This is a genomic window from Klebsiella sp. GB_Kp056 (assembly GCF_040064755.1).
Taxonomy (GTDB): Bacteria; Pseudomonadota; Gammaproteobacteria; order Enterobacterales; family Enterobacteriaceae; genus Klebsiella; species Klebsiella quasipneumoniae.
This window is the reverse complement of the sequence record NZ_JBEAJA010000039.1, coordinates 72,801-91,911: the sequence shown is the minus strand read 5'-3', so window position 1 is coordinate 91,911 and position 19,111 is coordinate 72,801. Positions and strand designations below refer to the sequence as shown.

The following is a 19,111-nucleotide window of genomic DNA, read 5'->3' as shown; positions in this document are numbered from 1 at the left end:
TCTTATAGGGGTATTGAGAGACGGCCGGCATTATTGACCATCCCGCCTCGCCACACCAGCTAAAAACGCCCGACGGCAGTATCCTCCATACAACGGCCTGATTCGTTCATGCGCTCGCCAGCGCCACCATGGCGGTCCTGCTGGCGGCAGAGGCGCCTGGCGGTGGATAATTCCCTGTAAAAATTGGTGGGCACGCAGGGACACATTGTGGATTGATCTCAAGTTAACTTGAGGTTGTAAAGTCGAGACATCGTTCACCTCGGGAGAATCATCCATGCAAAATGTTGATGTTGGCTTTACCCATGTCGCCTTTACCGTCCGCTGTCTGGCCAGCAGCATCGATTTTTATACCCGCTACACGGCGATGACCGTTATTCACCAGCGCGAACCCAACCTCCCCTCGGCGCGTAAAGTGGCGTGGCTCAGCGATCGCACCCGACCTTTCGCCCTGGTGCTGGTGCAAAGTGATGACCCTGCCGACACGCCGCTGGGTCCGTTCGGCCATCTCGGCGTCGCCTGCGCCACCCAGGCGGAGATCGATGAGAAGGTCGCCCAGGCGCGGCGGGAAGGCGTTCTGCGCCGGGAACCGGAGCAGCTGGGCGATCCTGTGGGCTATTTCGCTTTCTTTGCCGACCCGGACGGTAACACCCTGGAGCTGTCATGGGGGCAGCGGGTGGGGCTGGAAGTCATTGCCGCGGGGAACGTCAGCTAGCCCGTCCCGGGCGCGAATATTTTCCACCGCCACGCCAGTGAAGGATTACACTTCAAAGGGATACCTCGGCAACACGGAGCATGGCGATGGGTAATAAGAAAAGCGGTCATCCTGTCGACGTGGCGGTGAAGATCGCCCCGCTCGACAATAAAGCGTACGAGAAGGCGCTGCGCAAGCTCCACGTTGAGCTGGTAAAACTGCAGCGCTGGGTGGTGCATAAAGGGCTGAAGGTATGCATCGTCTTTGAAGGCCGGGACGGCGCCGGCAAAGGCGGCACGATTAAGGCGATCACCGAGCGCGTCAGTCCGCGGATCTTCCGGGTCGTCGCCTTACCCTCGCCCACCGAACGCGAGAAAAGTCAGCTCTATTTTCAGCGCTATATCAAGCACCTCCCGGCGGCTGGCGAAATCGTGATTTTCGATCGCAGCTGGTACAACCGCGCCGGCGTCGAACGGGTGATGGGCTTTTGTACCCCGGAGGAGGTGCAGAAGTTCCTCGACGGCGCGCCGATGGTGGAGCGCGGCATGGTCGAGTCGGGCATTATCCTGCTCAAGTACTGGCTGGAGGTCTCTCCGCAGGAGCAGGAGCGGCGCCTGCGGGATCGCATCGACGACGGGCGCAAGATCTGGAAGCTCTCGCCGATGGACATCAAGTCTTTCAACCGCTGGGATGAATATACCGCTGCCCGCGACGCCATGTTCGCCGCCACCGACACCGCCTGGGCGCCGTGGTTCGTCGCCCGCTCCGAAGATAAAAAGCGGGTGCGTCTGAATATCATCACCCACCTGCTGTCACAGATCCCCTACGAAGCCTTGCCAGTGGAGCATGTCACGCTGCCGAAGCGCAAAATGGGCAAAATGAAACAGACCAATTTCCCCTTCCGCTTTATTCCGGAGAAGTTCTGATTATTTCCCGCCGCGCTGGTTAACGCCAGCGCCGGGTTTATTACCATAACCATGAATATTTCATGCGGTTGCTTTCCTCTGGAAGTTGCTTCGCAAAATAAAAAACAAATCCGAACCAGGTATTTCTTTTCATCGCACACCGCGTGATAATCAGCTCGCCAACAACAAGGAGCAGATAATGAAACAGAATGCCGTTAACAAGTCACAGACTCGCGATCGTACAACAACGGTTAACCCGCAAAACCAGGCACTTACCATCGTCGATGCGGACAAACGCCGAAAAGACCAGGAATTCATTAAGGCACTGAATGAGTTCACTGCCCGTGCAGGGTTGTTGTCAGAGGATCCTTTTTTCGGAGGGATTTAATGGCGGCACAATTTGATATCTTTCGTAACCCATCATCGAGAACCAATGCGTTTCAACCTTATTTAATGGTAATCCAACATGATTATTTTAATGACCTTGGTACACGTTTAATTGTGCCGCTGAGCTATCATTCTCATTTGACCGGCCATTATCATGCTGCCGCCCCGGTTATTAATATGGAGTTTGAGAAACTGTTCATCAACACGCCGGCAATCACCAGCGTGGCAAAGCAAAGGCTGGATAAAAAATATTTTATCTGCAATTTGGCTAAAGAAAGAACGACCGTGATATCAGCGATGGACGCATTAATCACTAACACATAAACCCGCTCCAGCAAAACTGGAGCGGGCCTCCTGGCCAGACGGCTTATTTCATCCCTTCGCGACTCTCTTTGATCGCCTCCAGACGTTCGACATCGCGATACCAGCGCGGGTGATGTTTCTTCGCCCAACGGCGGCTGACCTTGCCTTCAATCATCCCCTTAATCGACCCCTTCACCCAGAACGCCATATACATATGGATAAGGATCGCGTGGATCAGAATAATGGCCGACGTCGCGTGAATTAACAGGCTGTAGCGAATCACCTGAATCGGGAAATAGTGGGCAAACCAGGGACGCCAGATAATCACGCCGGTCACCAGCAGCACAAAAATCATGCTCATGATGGTCCAGAACATCATCTTTTGCCCGGCGTTATATTTACCGACCCGCGCCACTTTATGCTCGTTGCCTTTCAGCACCTCCACAATGCCTTTCAGCCAGGGGATATCCTGTTTATCTGGGATGTTGTGATGGACAAAACGCACGAACATAAACATCAGGGCGATAAAAATCAGCACCCCGAAGAAGGGGTGCAGAATACGCCCCATCTGCGGGGTACCGAAGGTTTCCGTCAGCCACTGCAGGGTCGGGAAGAAAAACGAAATACCCGATAGCGCCACGAGGAAGAAAGCGATCACCACCGTCCAGTGACAGGCGCGATCGATAAAGGTCGTGCGCACTATCATCTTCGATTCACTCATCATGCTCCTCCTCGTCGTCGTCAACTTCCTTATTTGGCCCGATACCGATGTAGTGATAGATAAGCCCGGCAAAGGTAGCGATAAAGCCCGCCGCCGACAGCGGCTTCAGGATCCCTTTCCACAGCTCCACCGAGGTATCAATCTTCGGCGCAGCAGGCAGCTTGTGATAAAGCTCGGGCTGGTCGGCATGATGCAGGACGTACATCACATGGGTGCCGCCGACGCCCTGCGGGTTGTAAATCCCGGCCCTGGCATAGCCGCGTTTTTTCAGCTTAGCCACCCGCTCCTCGGCCACCTCCAGCATCTCTTTCTTCGTACCGAAGTGGATCGCGCCGGTCGGACAGGTTTTCACGCACGCCGGTTCCTGACCGACGCTGACCCGGTCCACGCACAGGGTGCATTTATAGACCCGGTTATCCTCTTTATTGAGACGCGGGACGTTAAACGGACACCCGGCAATGCAGTAGCCGCAGCCGATGCAGTTTTCCTGCTGGAAATCGACGATGCCGTTGGCGTACTGAATAATCGCCCCGGCGGACGGGCAGGCCTTCAGGCAGCCCGGCTCTTCGCAGTGCATACAGCCATCCTTACGGATAAGCCACTCCAGTTTGCCGTTCTGTTCGGTCTCGCTAAAGCGCATCACCGTCCAGGATTTCGCGCTGAGATCCGCCGGGTTGTCGTACACCCCGACGCAGTGCCCCACCTCATCGCGGATGTCGTTCCACTCGGAGCAGGCCACCTGGCAGGCTTTACAGCCCACGCAGGAGGAGACATCGATAAGCTTGGCGACTTCCGCCTTATGATCCCGCGCGCGCGGCGCGGGCGTGATCGGGTTGGTCGCGGAGCGTTTAATAATGTCTTGTGTTTCCATCGCCATTGAATCGCTCCTTACGCTTTCTCGATGTTGACCAGAAACGCCTTGTACTCCGGCGTTTGCGAGTTGGAATCGCCGACGTTCGGCGTCAGGGTGTTGGCGATATAGCCTTTGCGAGCCACGCCTTCAAAACCCCAGTGCAGCGGGATCCCGACGGTCTCCACCTGCTGGCCGTTGACGTTGAGGGTTTGCAAACGGCGCGTCACCACCGCCACCGCGCGAATAAAGCCGCGCTGGCTGCTGACTTTTACCCGGTCGCCGTTGGCGATGCCTTTCGCTTTTGCCAGCCCTTCGCTGATTTCGACAAACTGTTCCGGCTGCGCGATGGAATTGAGCAGCGCATGCTTGGTCCAGGTATGGAAGTGTTCGGTCAGACGATAGGTGGTCCCGACGTACGGGAACTTATCCTTCTTACCTAAGCGAATGGCGTCCTCTTCATACACACGCACCACCGGGCTGGAGACCACCTTCGGGTGCAGCGGGTTAGTGCCAAGCGGGGTTTCCATCGGCTCGTAGTGTTCCGGGAACGGCCCTTCCGCCAGCTTATCCAGTGCGAACAGACGACCCAGCCCCTCCTGCTGCATGATAAACGGCCCGGTGTTGCTCCCCGGCGGCGCGGTATTGAAGTCCGGAATATCATTCCCGACCCACTTGCTGCCGTTCCACTGGATCAGCATCCGCTTCGCATCCCACGGCTTGCCGTTGATGTCGGCTGACGCGCGGTTATAGAGCACCCGGCGATTGAGCGGCCACGCCCAGGCCCAGCCCAGCGTATTGCCCAGACCCGACGGGTCGGCGTTATCGCGGTTCGCCATCTGGTTGCCCTGCTCCGTCCAGCTGCCGCTGTAGATCCAGCAAGACGACGCGGTGGTGCCGTCATCGCGCAACAGCGCAAAGCTGTTCAGTAATTGGCCTTTCTTCGCCACCAGAGCACCGCTGGCGTCATACAGGTCCGCCAGCGCGTAGCCGTTGTTTTCTTTGGCAACTTCTTCCGATTCCGGATGGTCCGGCTGCTTGTAGTGCCAGCCCATCTTCAGCAGCGGCTCAGCGCCTTTACCGCCTTCGGTGCGGTACAGTTCGCGCAGACGATGGTAAATCCCGGCCAGGATCTCGCCGTCGTTACGTGCTTCACCTGGGGCATCCTGACCTTTCCAGTGCCACTGCAGCCAGCGGCCAGAGTTAGCGATCGAACCGTCCTCTTCGGCAAAGCAGGTGGACGGCAGGCGGAAGACTTCGGTCTGAATGGCTGCCGGGTCGACATCGTTCGACTCACCGTGGTTTTGCCAGAAGGTCGAGGTTTCAGTCACCAGCGGGTCGATAACCACCATGTACTTCAGCTTGCTCAGGCTGCGAACCACCTTGTTTTTATCCGGGAACGACGCCACCGGGTTAAAGCCCTGGCAGATATAGCCGGTGACGTTGCCGTTATCCATCATGTTGAAGTACTTGATCACGTCGTAAGCCTGGTCCCACTTCGGTAACCACTCAAAGCCCCAGTCGTTCTCTTTTTGCGCCGCCTCGCCGTAGAAGGACTTCATCAGGCTGACAAAGAATTTCGGGTAGTTGCTCCAGTAGTTCACCTGGTCCGGCAGGGTCGCTTTTGGCGTGTTGGCCGCCAGATACGTCTGCAGATCCGGCTGCTTATCAGAAGGCAGCGTCAGGTAGCCCGGCAGGCTGGTGGACAGCAGGCCAAGGTCGGTCAGTCCCTGAATGTTAGAGTGACCGCGCAGGGCATTCACGCCGCCGCCGGCCATGCCCATATTGCCGAGCAGCAGCTGGATCATCGCCATGGTGCGAATGTTTTGCGCGCCGACGGTGTGCTGCGTCCAGCCCAGGGCATACAGGAAAGTGGTGGTGCGATCGGCGGCGCTGGTTGAGGCCAGCACGTCGCACACCCTGAGGAAGTCCGCTTTCGGCGTACCGCAGATGTTTTCGACCACCTCCGGCGTGTAACGGGAAACGTGCTGCTTCAGCAGGTTCCACACGCAGCGCGGATGGCTGAGCGTCTCATCGCGTTTGGCGTAGCCGTTTTCATCGAACTGGTAGTTCCAGGACGATTTATCATACTGGCGTTTGTCCGCATCATAGCCGCTGAACAGCCCCTCTTCGAAGGCAAAATCATCCCGCACCAGCAGGCTGGCGTTGGTGTAGTGCTTCACGTACTCGGCATTGATTTTGTTATGTTCGATCAGGTACAGCAGGACCCCCGACAGGAAGGTAATGTCGGTACCGGAGCGAATCGGCGCATAGATATCCGCCACCGACGCCGTACGCGTAAAGCGCGGGTCGACAACGATAAGCGTGGCGTCGTTGTTGTTTTTCGCTTCCATCGCCCAGCGGAATCCCACCGGGTGGGCTTCCGCGGCGTTGCCGCCCATCACCACCACGACGTTCGCGTTTTTGATATCCACCCAGTGGTTGGTCATCGCACCGCGACCAAATGTTGGAGCAAGACTTGCTACCGTTGGTCCGTGTCAGACGCGTGCCTGGTTGTCTACCGCCAGCATGCCGAGCGAACGCACAAATTTTTGCGTCAGCATGCCGGTTTCATTACTTGCTGCCGAAGCGCACAGCATGCCGGTGGAAAGCCAGCGGTTAACCGTCACGCCCTGTTCGTTCTTTTCCATAAAGTTGGCGTCGCGGTCGGCTTTCATCAGCCGGGCGATGCGGCTGAAGGCTTCATCCCAGGAGAGTCGCTGCCATTTATCAGATCCCGGCGCGCGGTATTCCGGGTAGCGCAGGCGGTTGTCGCTGTGGACATAGTCCAGCAGGCCGGCGCCTTTCGGACATAACGCGCCGCGGCTCACCGGATGGTCCGGATCCCCTTCAATATGGTAAATCGCTTCTTTGGCGTTTTTCGCGCCGTCGCCGAGGCTATACATTAATAGCCCGCAGCCAACGGAGCAGTAAGTGCAGGTGTTGCGGATCTCTTTCGCACGCAGCAATTTGTAGTTGCGTGCCTGAGCCAGCGCCATTTTGGGGGCAAAGCCCAGGGCGGCAGCTGTGGTTCCGGCCATACCGCCTGCGCAGATCTTAAAGAACTTTCTGCGGCTGACGTCCATTGCATTCCTCCATGCAGGATGTTGATTCATCGCGCGGAGGAAACTAACAGCAAAATCCCGGGAAAATTTGCGTCAAATCAAGGAGCAAAACCAACGCCCCCTTAATCGCCAGCCGCGGCGGTTTTCACTAATCCCTAGGGGTTACCCATGGCGGAAAATTTCGCCCCGCGGCGGTAAAAAGATGATATATATGCCGGCTGCATTTGCGTAACCCTCAGGATAAGCATGGAGAAAAAGAGAGCCACGACCATCGGCTTCGCCGCCATTATTTTATGGAGCACCATGGTCGGATTGATTCGCGGCGTCAGCGAAGGACTGGGACCGGTCGGCGGCGCGGCGATGATTTACAGCCTCAGCGGCCTGCTGCTGATTTTTACCGTCGGTTTCCCTAACCTGCGCCAGATCCCGCGCCGCTATCTGCTGGCCGGCAGCGCGCTGTTCGTCAGCTATGAAATCTGCCTCGCGCTATCCCTGGGCTATGCCGCCAGCCGTCAGCAGGCCATTGAAGTGGGGATGGTCAATTACCTGTGGCCCAGCCTGACCATCCTGTTCGCCATCCTGTTTAATGGTCAGAAAAGCAGCTGGCTGGTGATCCCCGGTTTGCTTCTCGCCCTGCTTGGCGTCGGCTGGGTGTTGGGGGGTGAGCACGGCCTGCAGCTGGACGAGATTATCAGCAACGTCATCTCCAGTCCGCTCAGCTATCTGCTGGCCTTTATCGGCGCCTTTATCTGGGCGGCCTACTGCACGGTGACGGCCAAATATGCCCGCGGCAAAAATGCCATTACCCTGTTCGTCCTGTTAACCGCGCTGACGCTGTGGCTGAAGTTTCTCGCCACGCCGCAGCCGCCGATGGTCTTCAGCTGGCCGGTCAGCATCAAGCTGCTGACGGTAGCGGTGGCGCTCGGTCTGGCCTACGCCGCGTGGAACGTGGGGATCCTCCACGGCAACGTCAGCCTGCTGGCGGCGGCCTCCTACTTCACGCCGGTGCTCTCCTCCGCGCTGGCGGCGATCCTGCTTAGCGCCGCGCTATCGTGGCCCTTCTGGCAGGGGGCCGGGATGGTGTGTCTCGGCTCCCTGCTCTGCTGGTACGCGACCCGCCGTTAGCCGAGATCGCCGCCCGCCACCGGGAGGGTCACGCCGGTGATATAGCTGGCCTCATCGCTGGCGAGGAACAGGATCGCATTCGCCTGTTCCGCCAGCGTGCCGTAGCGGTGCATCAGGCTGCTGGCCACCGTCTGATCGACCACCTGCTGATACCACGCCTTCTCCTGCTCACCGGGCTGCTCGTCGTTACGCGGCGTCAGGCGCGGCGGCGCCTCCGTCCCGCCCGGCGAGACGGCATTGATGCGGATGCCGCTGCCGCTGTACTCCATGGCGATCGACCGGGTCAGCGCATTGACGCCGCCTTTCGCCGCCGAGTAAGGCACCCGGTTGACCCCCGCCGTCGCCACCGATGAGATGTTGACGATGCTGCCTTTGCCCTGCTTGAGCATCCAGGGCAGCGCCGCGCGGCAGCCCCACAGGGTAGGAAACAGCGAGCGGCGGATCTCTTTCTCAATTTGTTCTGGCTGATACTCGGCGAAAGGTCGCGCCCAGATGGTGCCGCCGACGTTGTTGATGAGCACGTCGAGGCGGCCAAAATGAGCGACCCCGGCGGCAAACGCCTGTTCAGTACTCTGCCACTGCTCAAGGTCAGCCTCCAGCGCCAGTACCTGACTTCCGGCCTGGGCTAAAACGGCAGCCAGTTCGTGCACGTAAGGCGAGCGGTCAATCAGCAACAGGGCGGCGCCTTCAGTTGCCGCCTGCTCCGCGGTCTGGCGACCAATGCCCTGCGCCGCGCCGGTAATAGCGACGACTTTATCGGTAAAACGCATCATGCCTCCTTATGCCGCCGCGCTCTGGCTGGCGATAAATTTCTCATACCAGAACCCTGCCGGGGAAATTCCTCTGTCGCGCAGCGCCGTGGCGACCGCGTTCACCATCGGCGGCGGCCCACAAAGATAGATATCGACGTCGCCGTTATTCAGCATGGCGTCATCCAGATGGTCGGTCACAAAGCCGCGCTGCGGGCAGGTACTGTTTTCATCCGCCACCACCGGCAGCCAGCGATATCCCGTCAGTTGTTGGTTAAACGCATCCAGCGCGCCGGTTTTCACCAGATCGCAATCGCGGGTCACGCCGTACAGTAGCGTTACCGGGCGCTGACTGCCCTGTGTTTGCAGGGTATGTAACATGGAGAGCAGCGGCGCCAGCCCGGTGCCGCCCGCCAGCATGAGCAGCGGGCGTTCGCCGCTGCGCAAATAGAAGCTGCCCATGGGGCCGCTGAGGGTCAGGCGATCGCCGGGCCGCGCCTGCTGGGTTAACCACTGGCTCATCATGCCGCCAGGCACGTTACGGATCAGAAAACGCCCTTCGAGAGAACCCGGCAGCGAGCTAAATGAGTAGGCGCGCACATGAGGCGTGCCCGGTACCTGAATGTTAATGTACTGTCCCGGCAGAAAAGCCAGCGGCTCATCCAGCGCGACCACCAGTTCGATGGCGGTATCGGACAGACAATTCACCTGTCGTACCTGCGCCCCGGTGTTGGTCAGGGCGGTTTTGCACTGGGCGGCGGCCACCGGCACGTCGATCACACAGTCGCTGGTCGGGACCATCTGGCAGGTCAGCACCTGGCGGGCCTGCGCTTCGTCGTCGCTTAACGCCTCGTCGAGATAATCCTCCCCCAGATCGTATTCACCGCTGGCGCAGTGGCATTTGCAGGTGCCGCACACGCCGTCCGAGCAGTCCATCGGCAAATTCACCTTCTGCCGATAGGCGGCATCCAGGACTTTCTCTCCGGCATGGCATTGAATAAAGCGGGTAATACCGTCTTCAAAATTAAGAGCAATAGTGAAGGTCATAAGCGCCTCTTAAATGTGGTAAACGTCGATCACCTGACGGATATAATCGTTATTCAGGCGCACGGTTTTGCGCACGATCTGCGGCCTGCCGTCCTGCTCGGTCAGCGTGCAGCAGGTGGCGCCGAAAAAGGCGTCGGTGTGCTGATAGCGGTGGCTCCAGGTCACCCAGCTGTAACGCACCTCCAGCCCTTCATCGTTCTCCCCCAGCAGCTCGACGTTGCTGATGATATGGGTGGTTCGCGGCTCCGGCGTGCTGGCCCCTGAGCGCTCGGTTTTAATGCGGTAGACGCGATCCTCCAGCCCTTCGCGGTTGGGATAGTAGATCAGCGAAATCTCTTTTTGCGGATCGCGCGTCAGCTGGTCATCGTCGCCCCACGCGGGCATCCAGTAGACGACCTGCGGGCTGTAGCAGCTGAGCCATTCATCCCACTGACGATCATCCAGCAGACGGGCTTCGTAGTAGAGAAACTGGCGTACCTGTTCGAGGTTCAGCATCAGACCACCTCCACGCGCTGGGTGATCGACTGGTCATAGCGCTGCTGCTCTTGTTCAATCGCCGCCAGCATCAGCGTCTGCCAGTGATGGTGATGGGCGATATACAGCGCCTCGTCCTCTGATTTCACGCCGCTTAAGCGCGGATGAAATCCGGCGTGCTGCGCATGCTCATCCGGACCGTCGACCCAGCGCAGCGCGCCGCGGCTGAGATCGCTCCACGCCAGGTTTTCGCCGAGATAGCCGCGCTGACAGGCGCTGAACTCTTCGAGGTCGTCCGGGGTGCCCATCCCGCTGACGTTAAAGAAATCCTCGTACTGGCGGATGCGCAGGGCCCGCGCCTGGTCGGATTCCCCCTTCGGCGCAAAGCACCAGATAGTGACTTCGGTTTTGTCCACCGCCAGCGGACGAATGACGCGGATCTGGGTGGAGAATTGATCCATCAGATAGACGTTGGGGTACAGGCACAGGTTGCGGGTTTCGTTGACCATCTGGTCGGCGCGGAGTTCGCCGAATTCCGCCTGCAGGCGCTCGCGGTGGGCATACACCGGGCGCACCTCCGGGTTCAGCGCCCGGGTCCACAGCAGCATATGGCCGTTATCAAATCCGTAGCCGCCGCCGAGGCTTTTTGACCAGCCGTTGGCGTCCACCGCATGGGTGCCTTCCGCTTCATAATTGCGCCGCGACATGGTGGAGGCATAGTTCCAGTGCACCACGCTCACGTGGTAGCCATCAGCGCCGTTCTCTGCGCCCAGCTTCCAGTTGCCCTCGTACACATAGCTCGACGATCCCTTGAGCACCTCCAGCCCCTCCGGCGCCTGGTCGACGATCAGATCGATGATTTTGCAGGTTTCCCCGAGATAGGCTTCCAGCGGCTGCACGTCGGCATTGAGGCTACCGAATAAGAAACCGCGATAGGACTGAAAACGCGGCAGCTTTTGCAGGTCGTGCGATCCTTCCTGTTTAAAAGTGTCAGGATAGCCGCCGGTACTTTCATCTTTGGCTTTTAATAGTTTGCCATTATTGCTGAAGGTCCAGCCGTGAAACGGACAGGTAAATGAGTTTTTATTCCCGGTTTTCCGTCGACATAACATCGCGCCGCGATGGGCGCAGCTGTTAATTAACGCATGCAGCTCGTTCTTTTTATCGCGGGTAATAATGACCGGCTGACGCCCCAGCGTCAGGGTATAATAATCCCCCGGTTCGGCTATTTGGCTTTCATGGGCGAGAAACGCCCAATTACCTTCAAAGATATGCTTCATTTCAAATTCAAACAGCTGCGGGTCGGTAAATATCGAACGGTGGCAGCGGTAAATATGGTTTTCACGATCGACAATTAAGGCGTTGTTAATTTTGTCTTTAAGCGCTGATAGCGTCTTTTGCATGTGTCAGTCCCTCCTGCAATATTCAGGATGAAAGAAACCGGGTGAATGGTTTGCTTTCAGGTGCAATGTCTGGCCCGGGCAACCGCGTGCCCGGGGCCGTTACAGCAGATTACGCTTTGGCGCGCAGGCGGGCGCCGCGCTGCTCTTCGTCGGCGCTGAGCGCTTTACACAGGGTGAAATCAAAACAGACCTCAGTGTGCTCTCCCTCAAGGTCGCGCTGCGCGATAGTCTCGCGGTCCGTCACTTTGATCGGGTCGGCAATCAGGCCGTCGCGGGTGGCAAAGGCAAAATCATCCCACAGGTATTTATCGCCGCTGAGGTTGATCTGGCTGGTGAGATGTTTATGCCCCGGCGCGGAGACGAAGAAGTGAATGTGCGCCGGACGGTTGCCATGGCGGCCTAACCGATCCAGCAGCTTCTGCGTCGGGCCATCCGGCGGACAGCCGTAGCCGGATGGCAGGATGCTGCGCACGCTGTAGCGGCCATCGGCGCCGGTGCGGATCCGCCGGCGCAGGTTGTATTCGCTCTGGCTCGGGTCGAAGAAGGAGTAATTGCCGAGGGTATTGGCGTGCCAGATATCGACAATGGCGTTGGCCACCGGCCGGCCCTCGGTATCGTTGACCTGGCCATGCAGCCACATCACTTCCCCGGCGTCGGCGCCATCATCCATCCGGGCGTGGCCGTCGGCCAGCGGCGCATTAGCCACATACAGCGGCCCTTCGATGGTGCGCGGGGTGCCGGTTTCCCGGCGCGCCGCCGCGTCAATGGCGTCCTGACGCAGGTCGAGGAAATGCTCCAGACCCAGTCCCGCCGCCAGCAGCGCCGCCTCCTGACGGCCGCCCAGCGCATGCAGATAGTTCACCGCATGCCAGAACTCTTCTTCGGTGACGTTATAGTCGTCGATCAGCGTACAGATATTCTCCAGCAGACGGTGAATAATGGCTTTAAAACGTTCGTTACCGCCAGGGACATGTAAACCCGCGCCTTCACGTAATAATTTCTGCACGGCTTCTTGTTGTACGAAAGCATTACTCATCATTATTCTCTCTTATCGTTGTAGGGTATTTTCCGGGTCACCCCGGCATGAGGTCAGGTGTTATTATTATTAGCTATCGTCGTCACGAACAGACGAGGGATGACGGCACAGCGCCTCGACGCGAATATCCATAAAAGGATACAGCGGTAATCCCATTAATATTTGATGTAACTCTTCGGCATCGTTGACATCGAAAATACTGACATTGGCGTATAGACCGGCGACGCGCCAGATATGTCGCCACTTGCCTTCCCGCTGTAATTGTTGTGAATAGGCTTTTTCGCGTTGCTTTATTTCCTCCGCTTCGGCGACGGGAAAACCAAGCGGAATATTCACGGTCATCTCCACTTTAAATAGCATGTGTTTCTCCTGTTACCCGCTACGCCTGGCGGGTGTAAAAACGCAGTTTGTCTTCATCCAGCTCGACGCCAAGACCCGGGGTTTGCGGGAGCACCACCTCGCCGTCGGCAAAGGAGAGCGGTACGCGGACGATATCGTCTTTCAGCAACAGCGGGCCGAACATCTCGGTGCCCCACTGCAGCGGCAGCGTCGACCAGGCATGCAGCGAGGCGACAGTCCCCACGGTCCCCTCCAGCATGGTGCCGCCATACAGGCCAATCCCCGCCGCCTGGGCGACGCGGGCCAGCGCCAGTACGCTATTCGGTCCGCCGGCCTTGGCTATTTTCAGCGCGTAAGCGCCGGTAAAGCCCTGCTGCGCCAGTTGATAGCCATCGTAAGCGGTGGCTACCGCTTCGTCGGCGAGGATCGCGGTTTCAATATGCTGGCTCAACCGCACCAGCGCCGCGTTGTCGTGGGCGCTGACCGGCTGTTCGATGAGGTCGACGCCCATCGCCGCCAGCTCGCGGCAGCCTTTCGCGCCGGTCGCCGCGTCCCAGGCCTGGTTGACGTCGACGCGGATGCTGGCGCGATCCCCTAACGCTTCCACAATGGCGCGGGTATGGCGCAGGTCGGTAGCTAATTCGCGGGCGCCAATTTTCAGCTTGAATGCCCGATGGCGGCCCTCTGCTAACAATTTTTCCCCTTCGGCAATATCTTTTGCGGTATCGCCGCTGGCTAACGTCCACAGCACCGGCAAGGACGTTTGCAGCGCGCCGCCGAGCAGCGCCGACACCGGCAGGCCCAGCGCTTTGCCCTGCGCATCCAACAGCGCGGTTTCAATGGCGGACTTCGCAAAGGTGTTGCCTTTAATGGCGCTGTTCATGCGGGCGGTCAGCGCATTCAGGTTATCGGCCGGTTGCCCCAGCAGCAGCGGCGTCAGGTAATGCGTTATCGCCGACGAGATAGCCTCCGGGCTCTCGACGCCATAGCTCAAGCCGCCGATGGTGGTGGCCTCGCCAATGCCGCAGATGCCGTCGGAGCGAGTAAGGCGCACGATCACCAGCGTCTGACATCCCATGGTGGTCATCGACAATTTATGTGGCCGGATGGTTGGGACATCCACAATCCAGCTCTCAATACCTTCTACGGTGGCAGTCATTTTCGCTTCCTGATGAGATGTATAACTTTTTGTACCCACTTCCATAACGGGGAGGGCTGTGCCATTGACAATAGGGTTCGGTCTGGCGGGTGGTCAACGGCGATAATCGAAATGTTGTGCGATTATCGGCACGTTTGTTAAAAGGCGGTTAATAATGTGATCGCGGTGGTAAAACCGGCACAATTCAGGACGGTGCGGTTTGCGCACGGTATAGTGATGCCCCGTGAGCTTTGCAATGCAACGGAGAGGGAATCCATGCGTGACCATACCCCCACCACCCTAAGCGCCAGGCAGGCCGAGCACGATCCCAACTTTATGCTGTCTCTGGCTCGCGGGCTGGAGGTGCTTAACGCCTTTACCCCGCAGCGTCAGCGGCTGACCATTTCCCAGTTAAGCCAGAAAACGCAAATTTCCCGCGCGGCGGTACGCCGCTGCCTGTATACCCTCGCCGCGCTGGGCATGGTCCATAGCCCGGATGGCCGCCATTATGAGCTGTTGCCCCGGGTGCTGGCGGTGGGCCATGCCTATCTCGCCGGCACCCCGCTGGCGAAAGTGGCGCAAACGGCGCTGGATAGCCTCGGCAAAGCCCTCGGCGAATCCTGTTCGGCGGCGACGCTCGATGGGGATAACGTGCTCTATATCGCCCGCGCCGCGGTGAATAATTTACTGAGCGTCGATCTCGGACGCGGCAGCCGTCTGCCGGCGTGGGCGACGTCGATGGGTCGGGTATTGCTAAGCGCGCTGCCGGAGGAGCAGCTGGAGGTGACACTGTCACGCGCCGTGCTCATTCGCTACACCCCACACACCCTGTGCGATATGGCCGGGCTACGCGCGGAGATTGATCGGGTGCGCATGCAGGGCTATGCCCTCGCCGACCGCCAGATAGAGGTGGGCCTGTGCTCGCTGGCGGTGCCGGTGCTGTCGCGTCATGGCCAGGTGGTGGCCGCGCTGAATGTCGGGGTGCCGGCCGCGACGGTCAGCGCCGCGGCGTTAAAAGAGAAGGCCCTCGCCCCGCTACGCCGCGCGGCGATGGACCTGTCGCTACAGCTATAGCGCCGACGGCGGCTTCGTCGCCGTGGCGAGGCTGCGCCAGATCCCGGCGGCCAGCAGCAGCAGCATGACCCCCGCTGTCGCCAGCACCAGGCTGTGCGCCTGGGTAAAGGCCGCCTTGGCCGCCGCCATTAGCGCCTCCGCCACCCCGGCGGGCAGCGCCTGGGTCAGGCTGACCGCCTCGCCGATCGATGACGAAGCCTGCTGCGCCATCGTCTCATTCAGCCCGGACGGTAGCACAATGGTGGCGCTGTAGCTGCGGGTGAGGATCAGGCCGAACAGCGCAATGCCGAGGCCGGCGCCCAGCTCATAGGCCATGGTTTCGATCGCCCCGGCCGCCGCCGCTTTCTCCTTCGGCGCCGCCGCCATAATGGCGGAGCTGGAGGCCAGCAGCGCGCTGGCGACGCTAAAGCCCAGCAGCGTCATCAGCCCCCAGGCCAGCCAGTGTTGAGTGCTGAAATCGGTCAGCGCCAGGCCCAGAAAGCTGAAGGCGCTCAGCAACATCCCGCCGGTAGCCACCTCGCGCAGTCCGAGCTTCGACACCAGCATCCCGGCAATCGGCCCGCTAAAGCCGCTGGCCACCATCACCGGCAGCATAAACATCCCCGCCTCGAACGGCGTTTTCTGATGCACAAACTGCAGCTCCTGCGCCATCAGCAGCTCAAAACCCACCAGGGTAATCAGGGCCGTCATCGCCATCATCACCCCGCTTAAAATTATACGATGGGTGAACAGGCGCATATCCACCATCGGCCGGGCCGCCGACAGCTGTTTGCGGATAAACCAGGTCAGCATCGCCGCCCCGCCGATCGCCACCAGCGCGGTGAGCCACAGCGCCAGCTGGCCCTTGAGGGCCGATTTGGCGCTAAACACCAGCATCAGGATCGCCGCAATCAAAATGAGCGCCTGCAGCAGGTTCAGCGGCTGGTCGCGGCGCGCGGGCTGGCGCGGCACCACTTTCGCGTTAATGGCGATAACCACCAGCACAATCGGCACGTTGATCAGGAACACCGATCCCCAGTAGAAATGCTCCAGCAGCATGCCGCCCACCAGCGGGCCAAAGGCCGCGCCGCCGGAGCCCACCGCCGCCCACAGCCCCAGCGCCATATTGCGCTGGCTGGCCTCGGCGAAGGTGCTGCGGATCCCGGCAAGCGTCGCCGGAACGATCATCGCCGCCCCCACCGCCAGCAGGGCGCGGGAGGCAATCAGCGTCAGGGCGGTCGGCGACAGCGCGGCGCACAGCGAGGCGACGCCAAAAATAGCGCTGCCGAGCAGCAGCAGACGTTTAAAGCCGATTTTATCGCCAAGGGCGCCCATCGGCAGCACCATCCCGGCCATCACCAATGAATAGATATCAATGATCCACAACAGCTCATTACCGCTGCTGCCCAGCGCGACGCTGAGGGTCGGCGCGGCCACATGCAACACCGTGGCGTCAATCGCCACCGGAATATAAACCAGCAAAATCGCCATCAGCGTCATCCATTGCCGTGACATAGCGTGTACCTCAATGTTAGAACTTGGACACATGTCCAGGATGGCGATCCTGCCGGATTGTTGAACACATGTCCAACTTTTTGTTACACTCGGCCAAAGCCAGATATCAGCGGGGTTCTATGCACTATTTACAGCGGGATGAGCGACGGGAAGGAATTATGCAGGCCGCCATGCGTCTGGCGCTGCGCGGCGGCTTCAGCGCCATGACCGTCCGGCAGATCGCCCGCGAAGCGCAGGTGGCCGCCGGACAACTGCACCACCACTTCGCCTCCATTGGCGAGCTGAAGTCCCAGGTGTTCATCCGTCTTATCCGCGAGATGCTCGACATGCCGCTGGTGGCGGAGGATGCCAGCTGGCGCGAGCGGTTATTCTCGATGATCGGCAGCGAGGATGGCCGGCTGGAACCCTATATCCGCCTGTGGCGGGAAGGCCAGGTGCTGGCCGACAGCGACCCGGACATCAAAGCGGCCTACCTGCTGACCATGACCATGTGGCATGCCGAGACCGTGGCGATCGTGGAACAGGGTCTCGCCTGCGGAGAGTTTCACTCGAGCGAGCCGCCGGTGGATATCGCCTGGCGTTTTATCGCCCTGGTGTGCGGCCTCGACGGGATTTACGCCCTCGGCACCCAAACCCTGGACGAGACGGCGTTTAGCCGTTACGTCAATAAGATGATTACGCTGGAGTTATTTTAGTTAAATTTTACATTTAGTAACAATTAATCCCGCTACGCTCTCCACGTGCTCTCCGACAGCACGTTTTTTTTATCTACGCTTTTTAGATAACGCCAATTAAGGGTTATTCACCGTCACCTTGTATTCAGCTGTTGACCTTATTTATTTACTCCATTCCGGGCAATTAGAGGGCAATATGTCGGTACAAAATGAGAAAGATAATCATTACCTTTTGAAAAACTGGCGGCCAGAAAATAAGGCCTTCTGGGAAAACAAGGGTCAGGCCATTGCGAGAAGAAACCTCTGGATATCAGTCACCTGCTTACTACTTGCCTTCTGCGTATGGATGTTATTCAGCGCCGTGGCGGTCAACCTTAATAAGGTCGGTTTTCATTTCACTACCGACCAGCTTTTTTTATTAACCGCACTTCCTTCACTTTCCGGCGCGATATTACGGGTCCCCTACTCCTTTATGGTACCCCTCTTCGGCGGGCGCTACTGGACCGTATTAAGTACAGTGATCCTAATTGTGCCTTGTATTTGGTTAGGCGTGGCGATCCAGAATAGCGTTACTCCATTCTGGGTATTTATTGTTATTGCGCTGCTGTGCGGTTTTGCCGGGGCTAATTTTGCTTCCAGTATGGGAAATATCAGTTTCTTTTTTCCCAAAGCCAAACAGGGCAGCGCGCTGGGGGTCAACGGCGGCCTGGGCAATCTCGGGGTCAGCGTGATGCAGATGGTCGCCCCGGCGGTGATCTTCCTGCCGATCTTCACCTTCCTCGGCGTCCATGGCGTCACCCAGCCCGATGGCTCGACCATGGCCCTGAGTAATGCGGCGCTCGTCTGGGTACCCCTCCTGCTGCTTGCCACCGCTGCCGCTTGGTTCGGTATGAATGATATCGCCAGTTCGAAGGCCTCGATTCGCGATCAGCTTCCCGTACTCAAGCGCCCGCATATGTGGCTGTTGAGCCTGCTCTATCTGGCGACTTTCGGCTCATTTATCGGCTTCTCCGCCGGCTTCGCCATGCTGGCGAAAACCCAGTTTCCTGCGGTCGACATTCTCAAGCTGGCTTTCTTTGGACCGTTTATTGGCGCGCTGGCGCGCTCGTTCGGCGGGATCATCTCCGACCGTCTGGGCGGTGTGCGGGTGACGCTGGTCAATTTCGTGCTGATGGCGCTCTTTACCGGTCTGCTGTTCCTCACCCTGCCGGGCAGCGGATCCGGTAGTTTCCTCGCCTTCTACGTGGTGTTTATGGGGCTGTTCTTAACCGCCGGGCTCGGCAGCGGCTCCACCTTCCAGATGATCGCCGTCATCTTCCGTCAGCTCACCATCGAGAGCGTGAGGCAGCGCGGCGGCAGCGAAGAAGAAGCGCAGCATGAAGCCGTAACCGATACCGCTGCCGCGCTGGGCTTTATCTCGGCAATTGGCGCCATCGGCGGCTTCTTTATCCCGAAAGCCTTCGGCACCTCGCTGGCGATGACCGGTTCGCCGGTCGGGGCGATGAAGGTCTTCTTCGTTTTTTACGTGGTTTGCGTATTGGTGACCTGGCTGGTCTACGGCCGACGTAAACCCGCTTAACCATAACGATTTATCTGCCGGATGGCGGCTTCCGCCTTATCCGACGTACGCGTTCGT

Annotated in this window: 19 protein-coding genes; 8 read left to right on the top strand and 11 right to left on the bottom strand. The window is 59.0% G+C overall.

Going from position 1 to position 19,111, the window contains the following annotated elements; all coding sequences use genetic code 11:
• The first annotated feature begins 274 nt into the window (after window positions 1-274).
• The 4 genes from ABLV52_RS06575 to ABLV52_RS06560 all read left to right on the top strand — a co-directional run bounded on the left by ABLV52_RS06575 (window position 275) and on the right by ABLV52_RS06560 (window position 2,307).
• Window positions 275-712: a VOC family protein gene (locus ABLV52_RS06575; RefSeq protein ID WP_023289842.1), complete on the top strand. Its 438-nt coding sequence runs from the start codon at window positions 275-277 to the stop codon at window positions 710-712.
• Window positions 713-798: 86 nt separating this feature from the next.
• On the top strand, window positions 799-1,617 hold the full coding sequence (gene ppk2 / locus ABLV52_RS06570) for a polyphosphate kinase 2 (protein WP_348890184.1): 819 nt from the start codon (window positions 799-801) through the stop codon (window positions 1,615-1,617).
• Window positions 1,618-1,795: 178 nt separating this feature from the next.
• Entirely contained in the window at window positions 1,796-1,984 is a 189-nt protein-coding gene (locus ABLV52_RS06565) for a hypothetical protein (RefSeq protein WP_044523461.1), read from the top strand.
• Complete coding sequence (locus ABLV52_RS06560) at window positions 1,984-2,307, top strand: CcdB family protein (RefSeq protein ID WP_023289845.1); 324 nt, start codon at window positions 1,984-1,986, stop codon at window positions 2,305-2,307. Before ABLV52_RS06565 ends, ABLV52_RS06560 begins: the two co-directional genes overlap by 1 nt.
• Window positions 2,308-2,350: 43 nt before the next feature.
• Here ABLV52_RS06560 and fdnI read toward each other — a convergent pair whose 3' ends face one another.
• Genes fdnI through fdnG form a run of 3 tightly spaced genes read right to left on the bottom strand, consistent with a single transcriptional unit; the run spans window position 2,351 to window position 6,943 of the window.
• Window positions 2,351-3,007 carry a formate dehydrogenase-N subunit gamma gene (gene fdnI, locus ABLV52_RS06555; protein WP_348890202.1) on the bottom strand — a complete coding sequence of 219 codons (657 nt, stop codon included), beginning with the start codon at window positions 3,005-3,007 and terminating at the stop codon, window positions 2,351-2,353.
• Window positions 3,000-3,884, bottom strand: a complete 885-nt coding sequence (gene fdxH / locus ABLV52_RS06550; RefSeq protein WP_032453008.1) for a formate dehydrogenase subunit beta — start codon at window positions 3,882-3,884, stop codon at window positions 3,000-3,002. Before fdxH ends, fdnI begins: the two co-directional genes overlap by 8 nt.
• Window positions 3,885-3,895: 11 nt before the next feature.
• Window positions 3,896-6,943, bottom strand: a complete 3,048-nt coding sequence (gene fdnG, locus ABLV52_RS06545) for a formate dehydrogenase-N subunit alpha (protein ID WP_348890183.1) — start codon at window positions 6,941-6,943, stop codon at window positions 3,896-3,898.
• A gap of 225 nt (window positions 6,944-7,168) precedes the next feature.
• On the opposite strand from fdnG, the gene yddG reads away from it, so the two are divergent.
• Window positions 7,169-8,047, top strand: coding sequence for an aromatic amino acid DMT transporter YddG (gene yddG / locus ABLV52_RS06540; protein WP_032453011.1), 879 nt, complete (start codon window positions 7,169-7,171; stop codon window positions 8,045-8,047).
• Here yddG and ABLV52_RS06535 read toward each other — a convergent pair.
• From ABLV52_RS06535 to ABLV52_RS06505, 7 genes are all read right to left on the bottom strand, one after another.
• A complete protein-coding gene (locus ABLV52_RS06535) occupies window positions 8,044-8,817 on the bottom strand; it encodes a 1,6-dihydroxycyclohexa-2,4-diene-1-carboxylate dehydrogenase (RefSeq protein ID WP_348890201.1) in 774 nt (257 codons plus the stop codon). The two genes, yddG and ABLV52_RS06535, sit on opposite strands and share 4 nt — an antisense overlap.
• 9 nt (window positions 8,818-8,826) lie before the next feature.
• Window positions 8,827-9,843, bottom strand: a complete 1,017-nt coding sequence (gene benC / locus ABLV52_RS06530; RefSeq protein ID WP_348890182.1) for a benzoate 1,2-dioxygenase electron transfer component BenC — start codon at window positions 9,841-9,843, stop codon at window positions 8,827-8,829.
• A gap of 9 nt (window positions 9,844-9,852) precedes the next feature.
• A complete protein-coding gene (gene benB, locus ABLV52_RS06525; RefSeq protein ID WP_023289852.1) occupies window positions 9,853-10,338 on the bottom strand; it encodes a benzoate 1,2-dioxygenase small subunit in 486 nt (161 codons plus the stop codon).
• On the bottom strand, window positions 10,338-11,720 hold the full coding sequence (locus ABLV52_RS06520) for a Rieske 2Fe-2S domain-containing protein (RefSeq protein WP_101978307.1): 1,383 nt from the start codon (window positions 11,718-11,720) through the stop codon (window positions 10,338-10,340). Before ABLV52_RS06520 ends, benB begins: the two co-directional genes overlap by 1 nt.
• Window positions 11,721-11,829: 109 nt before the next feature.
• Window positions 11,830-12,756 carry a catechol 1,2-dioxygenase gene (catA, locus tag ABLV52_RS06515; RefSeq protein WP_048298680.1) on the bottom strand — a complete coding sequence of 309 codons (927 nt, stop codon included), beginning with the start codon at window positions 12,754-12,756 and terminating at the stop codon, window positions 11,830-11,832.
• A gap of 69 nt (window positions 12,757-12,825) precedes the next feature.
• Window positions 12,826-13,116, bottom strand: coding sequence for a muconolactone Delta-isomerase (gene catC, locus ABLV52_RS06510; RefSeq protein WP_023289855.1), 291 nt, complete (start codon window positions 13,114-13,116; stop codon window positions 12,826-12,828).
• Between the two features lie 19 nt (window positions 13,117-13,135).
• Entirely contained in the window at window positions 13,136-14,299 is a 1,164-nt protein-coding gene (locus ABLV52_RS06505) for a muconate cycloisomerase family protein (RefSeq protein WP_074423623.1), read from the bottom strand.
• Window positions 14,300-14,470: 171 nt separating this feature from the next.
• Here ABLV52_RS06505 and ABLV52_RS06500 point away from each other — a divergent pair, with 171 nt between their 5' ends.
• Window positions 14,471-15,307 (top strand): IclR family transcriptional regulator C-terminal domain-containing protein, encoded by an 837-nt coding sequence (locus ABLV52_RS06500; RefSeq protein WP_072198970.1) that lies wholly within the window; start codon window positions 14,471-14,473, stop codon window positions 15,305-15,307.
• On the opposite strand, the gene kmrA is transcribed toward ABLV52_RS06500, so the two are convergent.
• A complete protein-coding gene (gene kmrA / locus ABLV52_RS06495) occupies window positions 15,302-16,801 on the bottom strand; it encodes an efflux MFS transporter KmrA (RefSeq protein ID WP_044523470.1) in 1,500 nt (499 codons plus the stop codon). The two genes, ABLV52_RS06500 and kmrA, sit on opposite strands and share 6 nt — an antisense overlap.
• A 119-nt stretch (window positions 16,802-16,920) precedes the next feature.
• Here kmrA and ABLV52_RS06490 point away from each other — a divergent pair, with 119 nt between their 5' ends.
• Together ABLV52_RS06490 and ABLV52_RS06485 are read left to right on the top strand one after the other, a co-directional pair.
• A complete protein-coding gene (locus tag ABLV52_RS06490; protein WP_032429166.1) occupies window positions 16,921-17,496 on the top strand; it encodes a TetR family transcriptional regulator in 576 nt (191 codons plus the stop codon).
• A gap of 175 nt (window positions 17,497-17,671) precedes the next feature.
• On the top strand, window positions 17,672-19,054 hold the full coding sequence (locus ABLV52_RS06485; RefSeq protein WP_348890181.1) for a NarK family nitrate/nitrite MFS transporter: 1,383 nt from the start codon (window positions 17,672-17,674) through the stop codon (window positions 19,052-19,054).
• Window positions 19,055-19,111 lie beyond the last annotated feature (57 nt).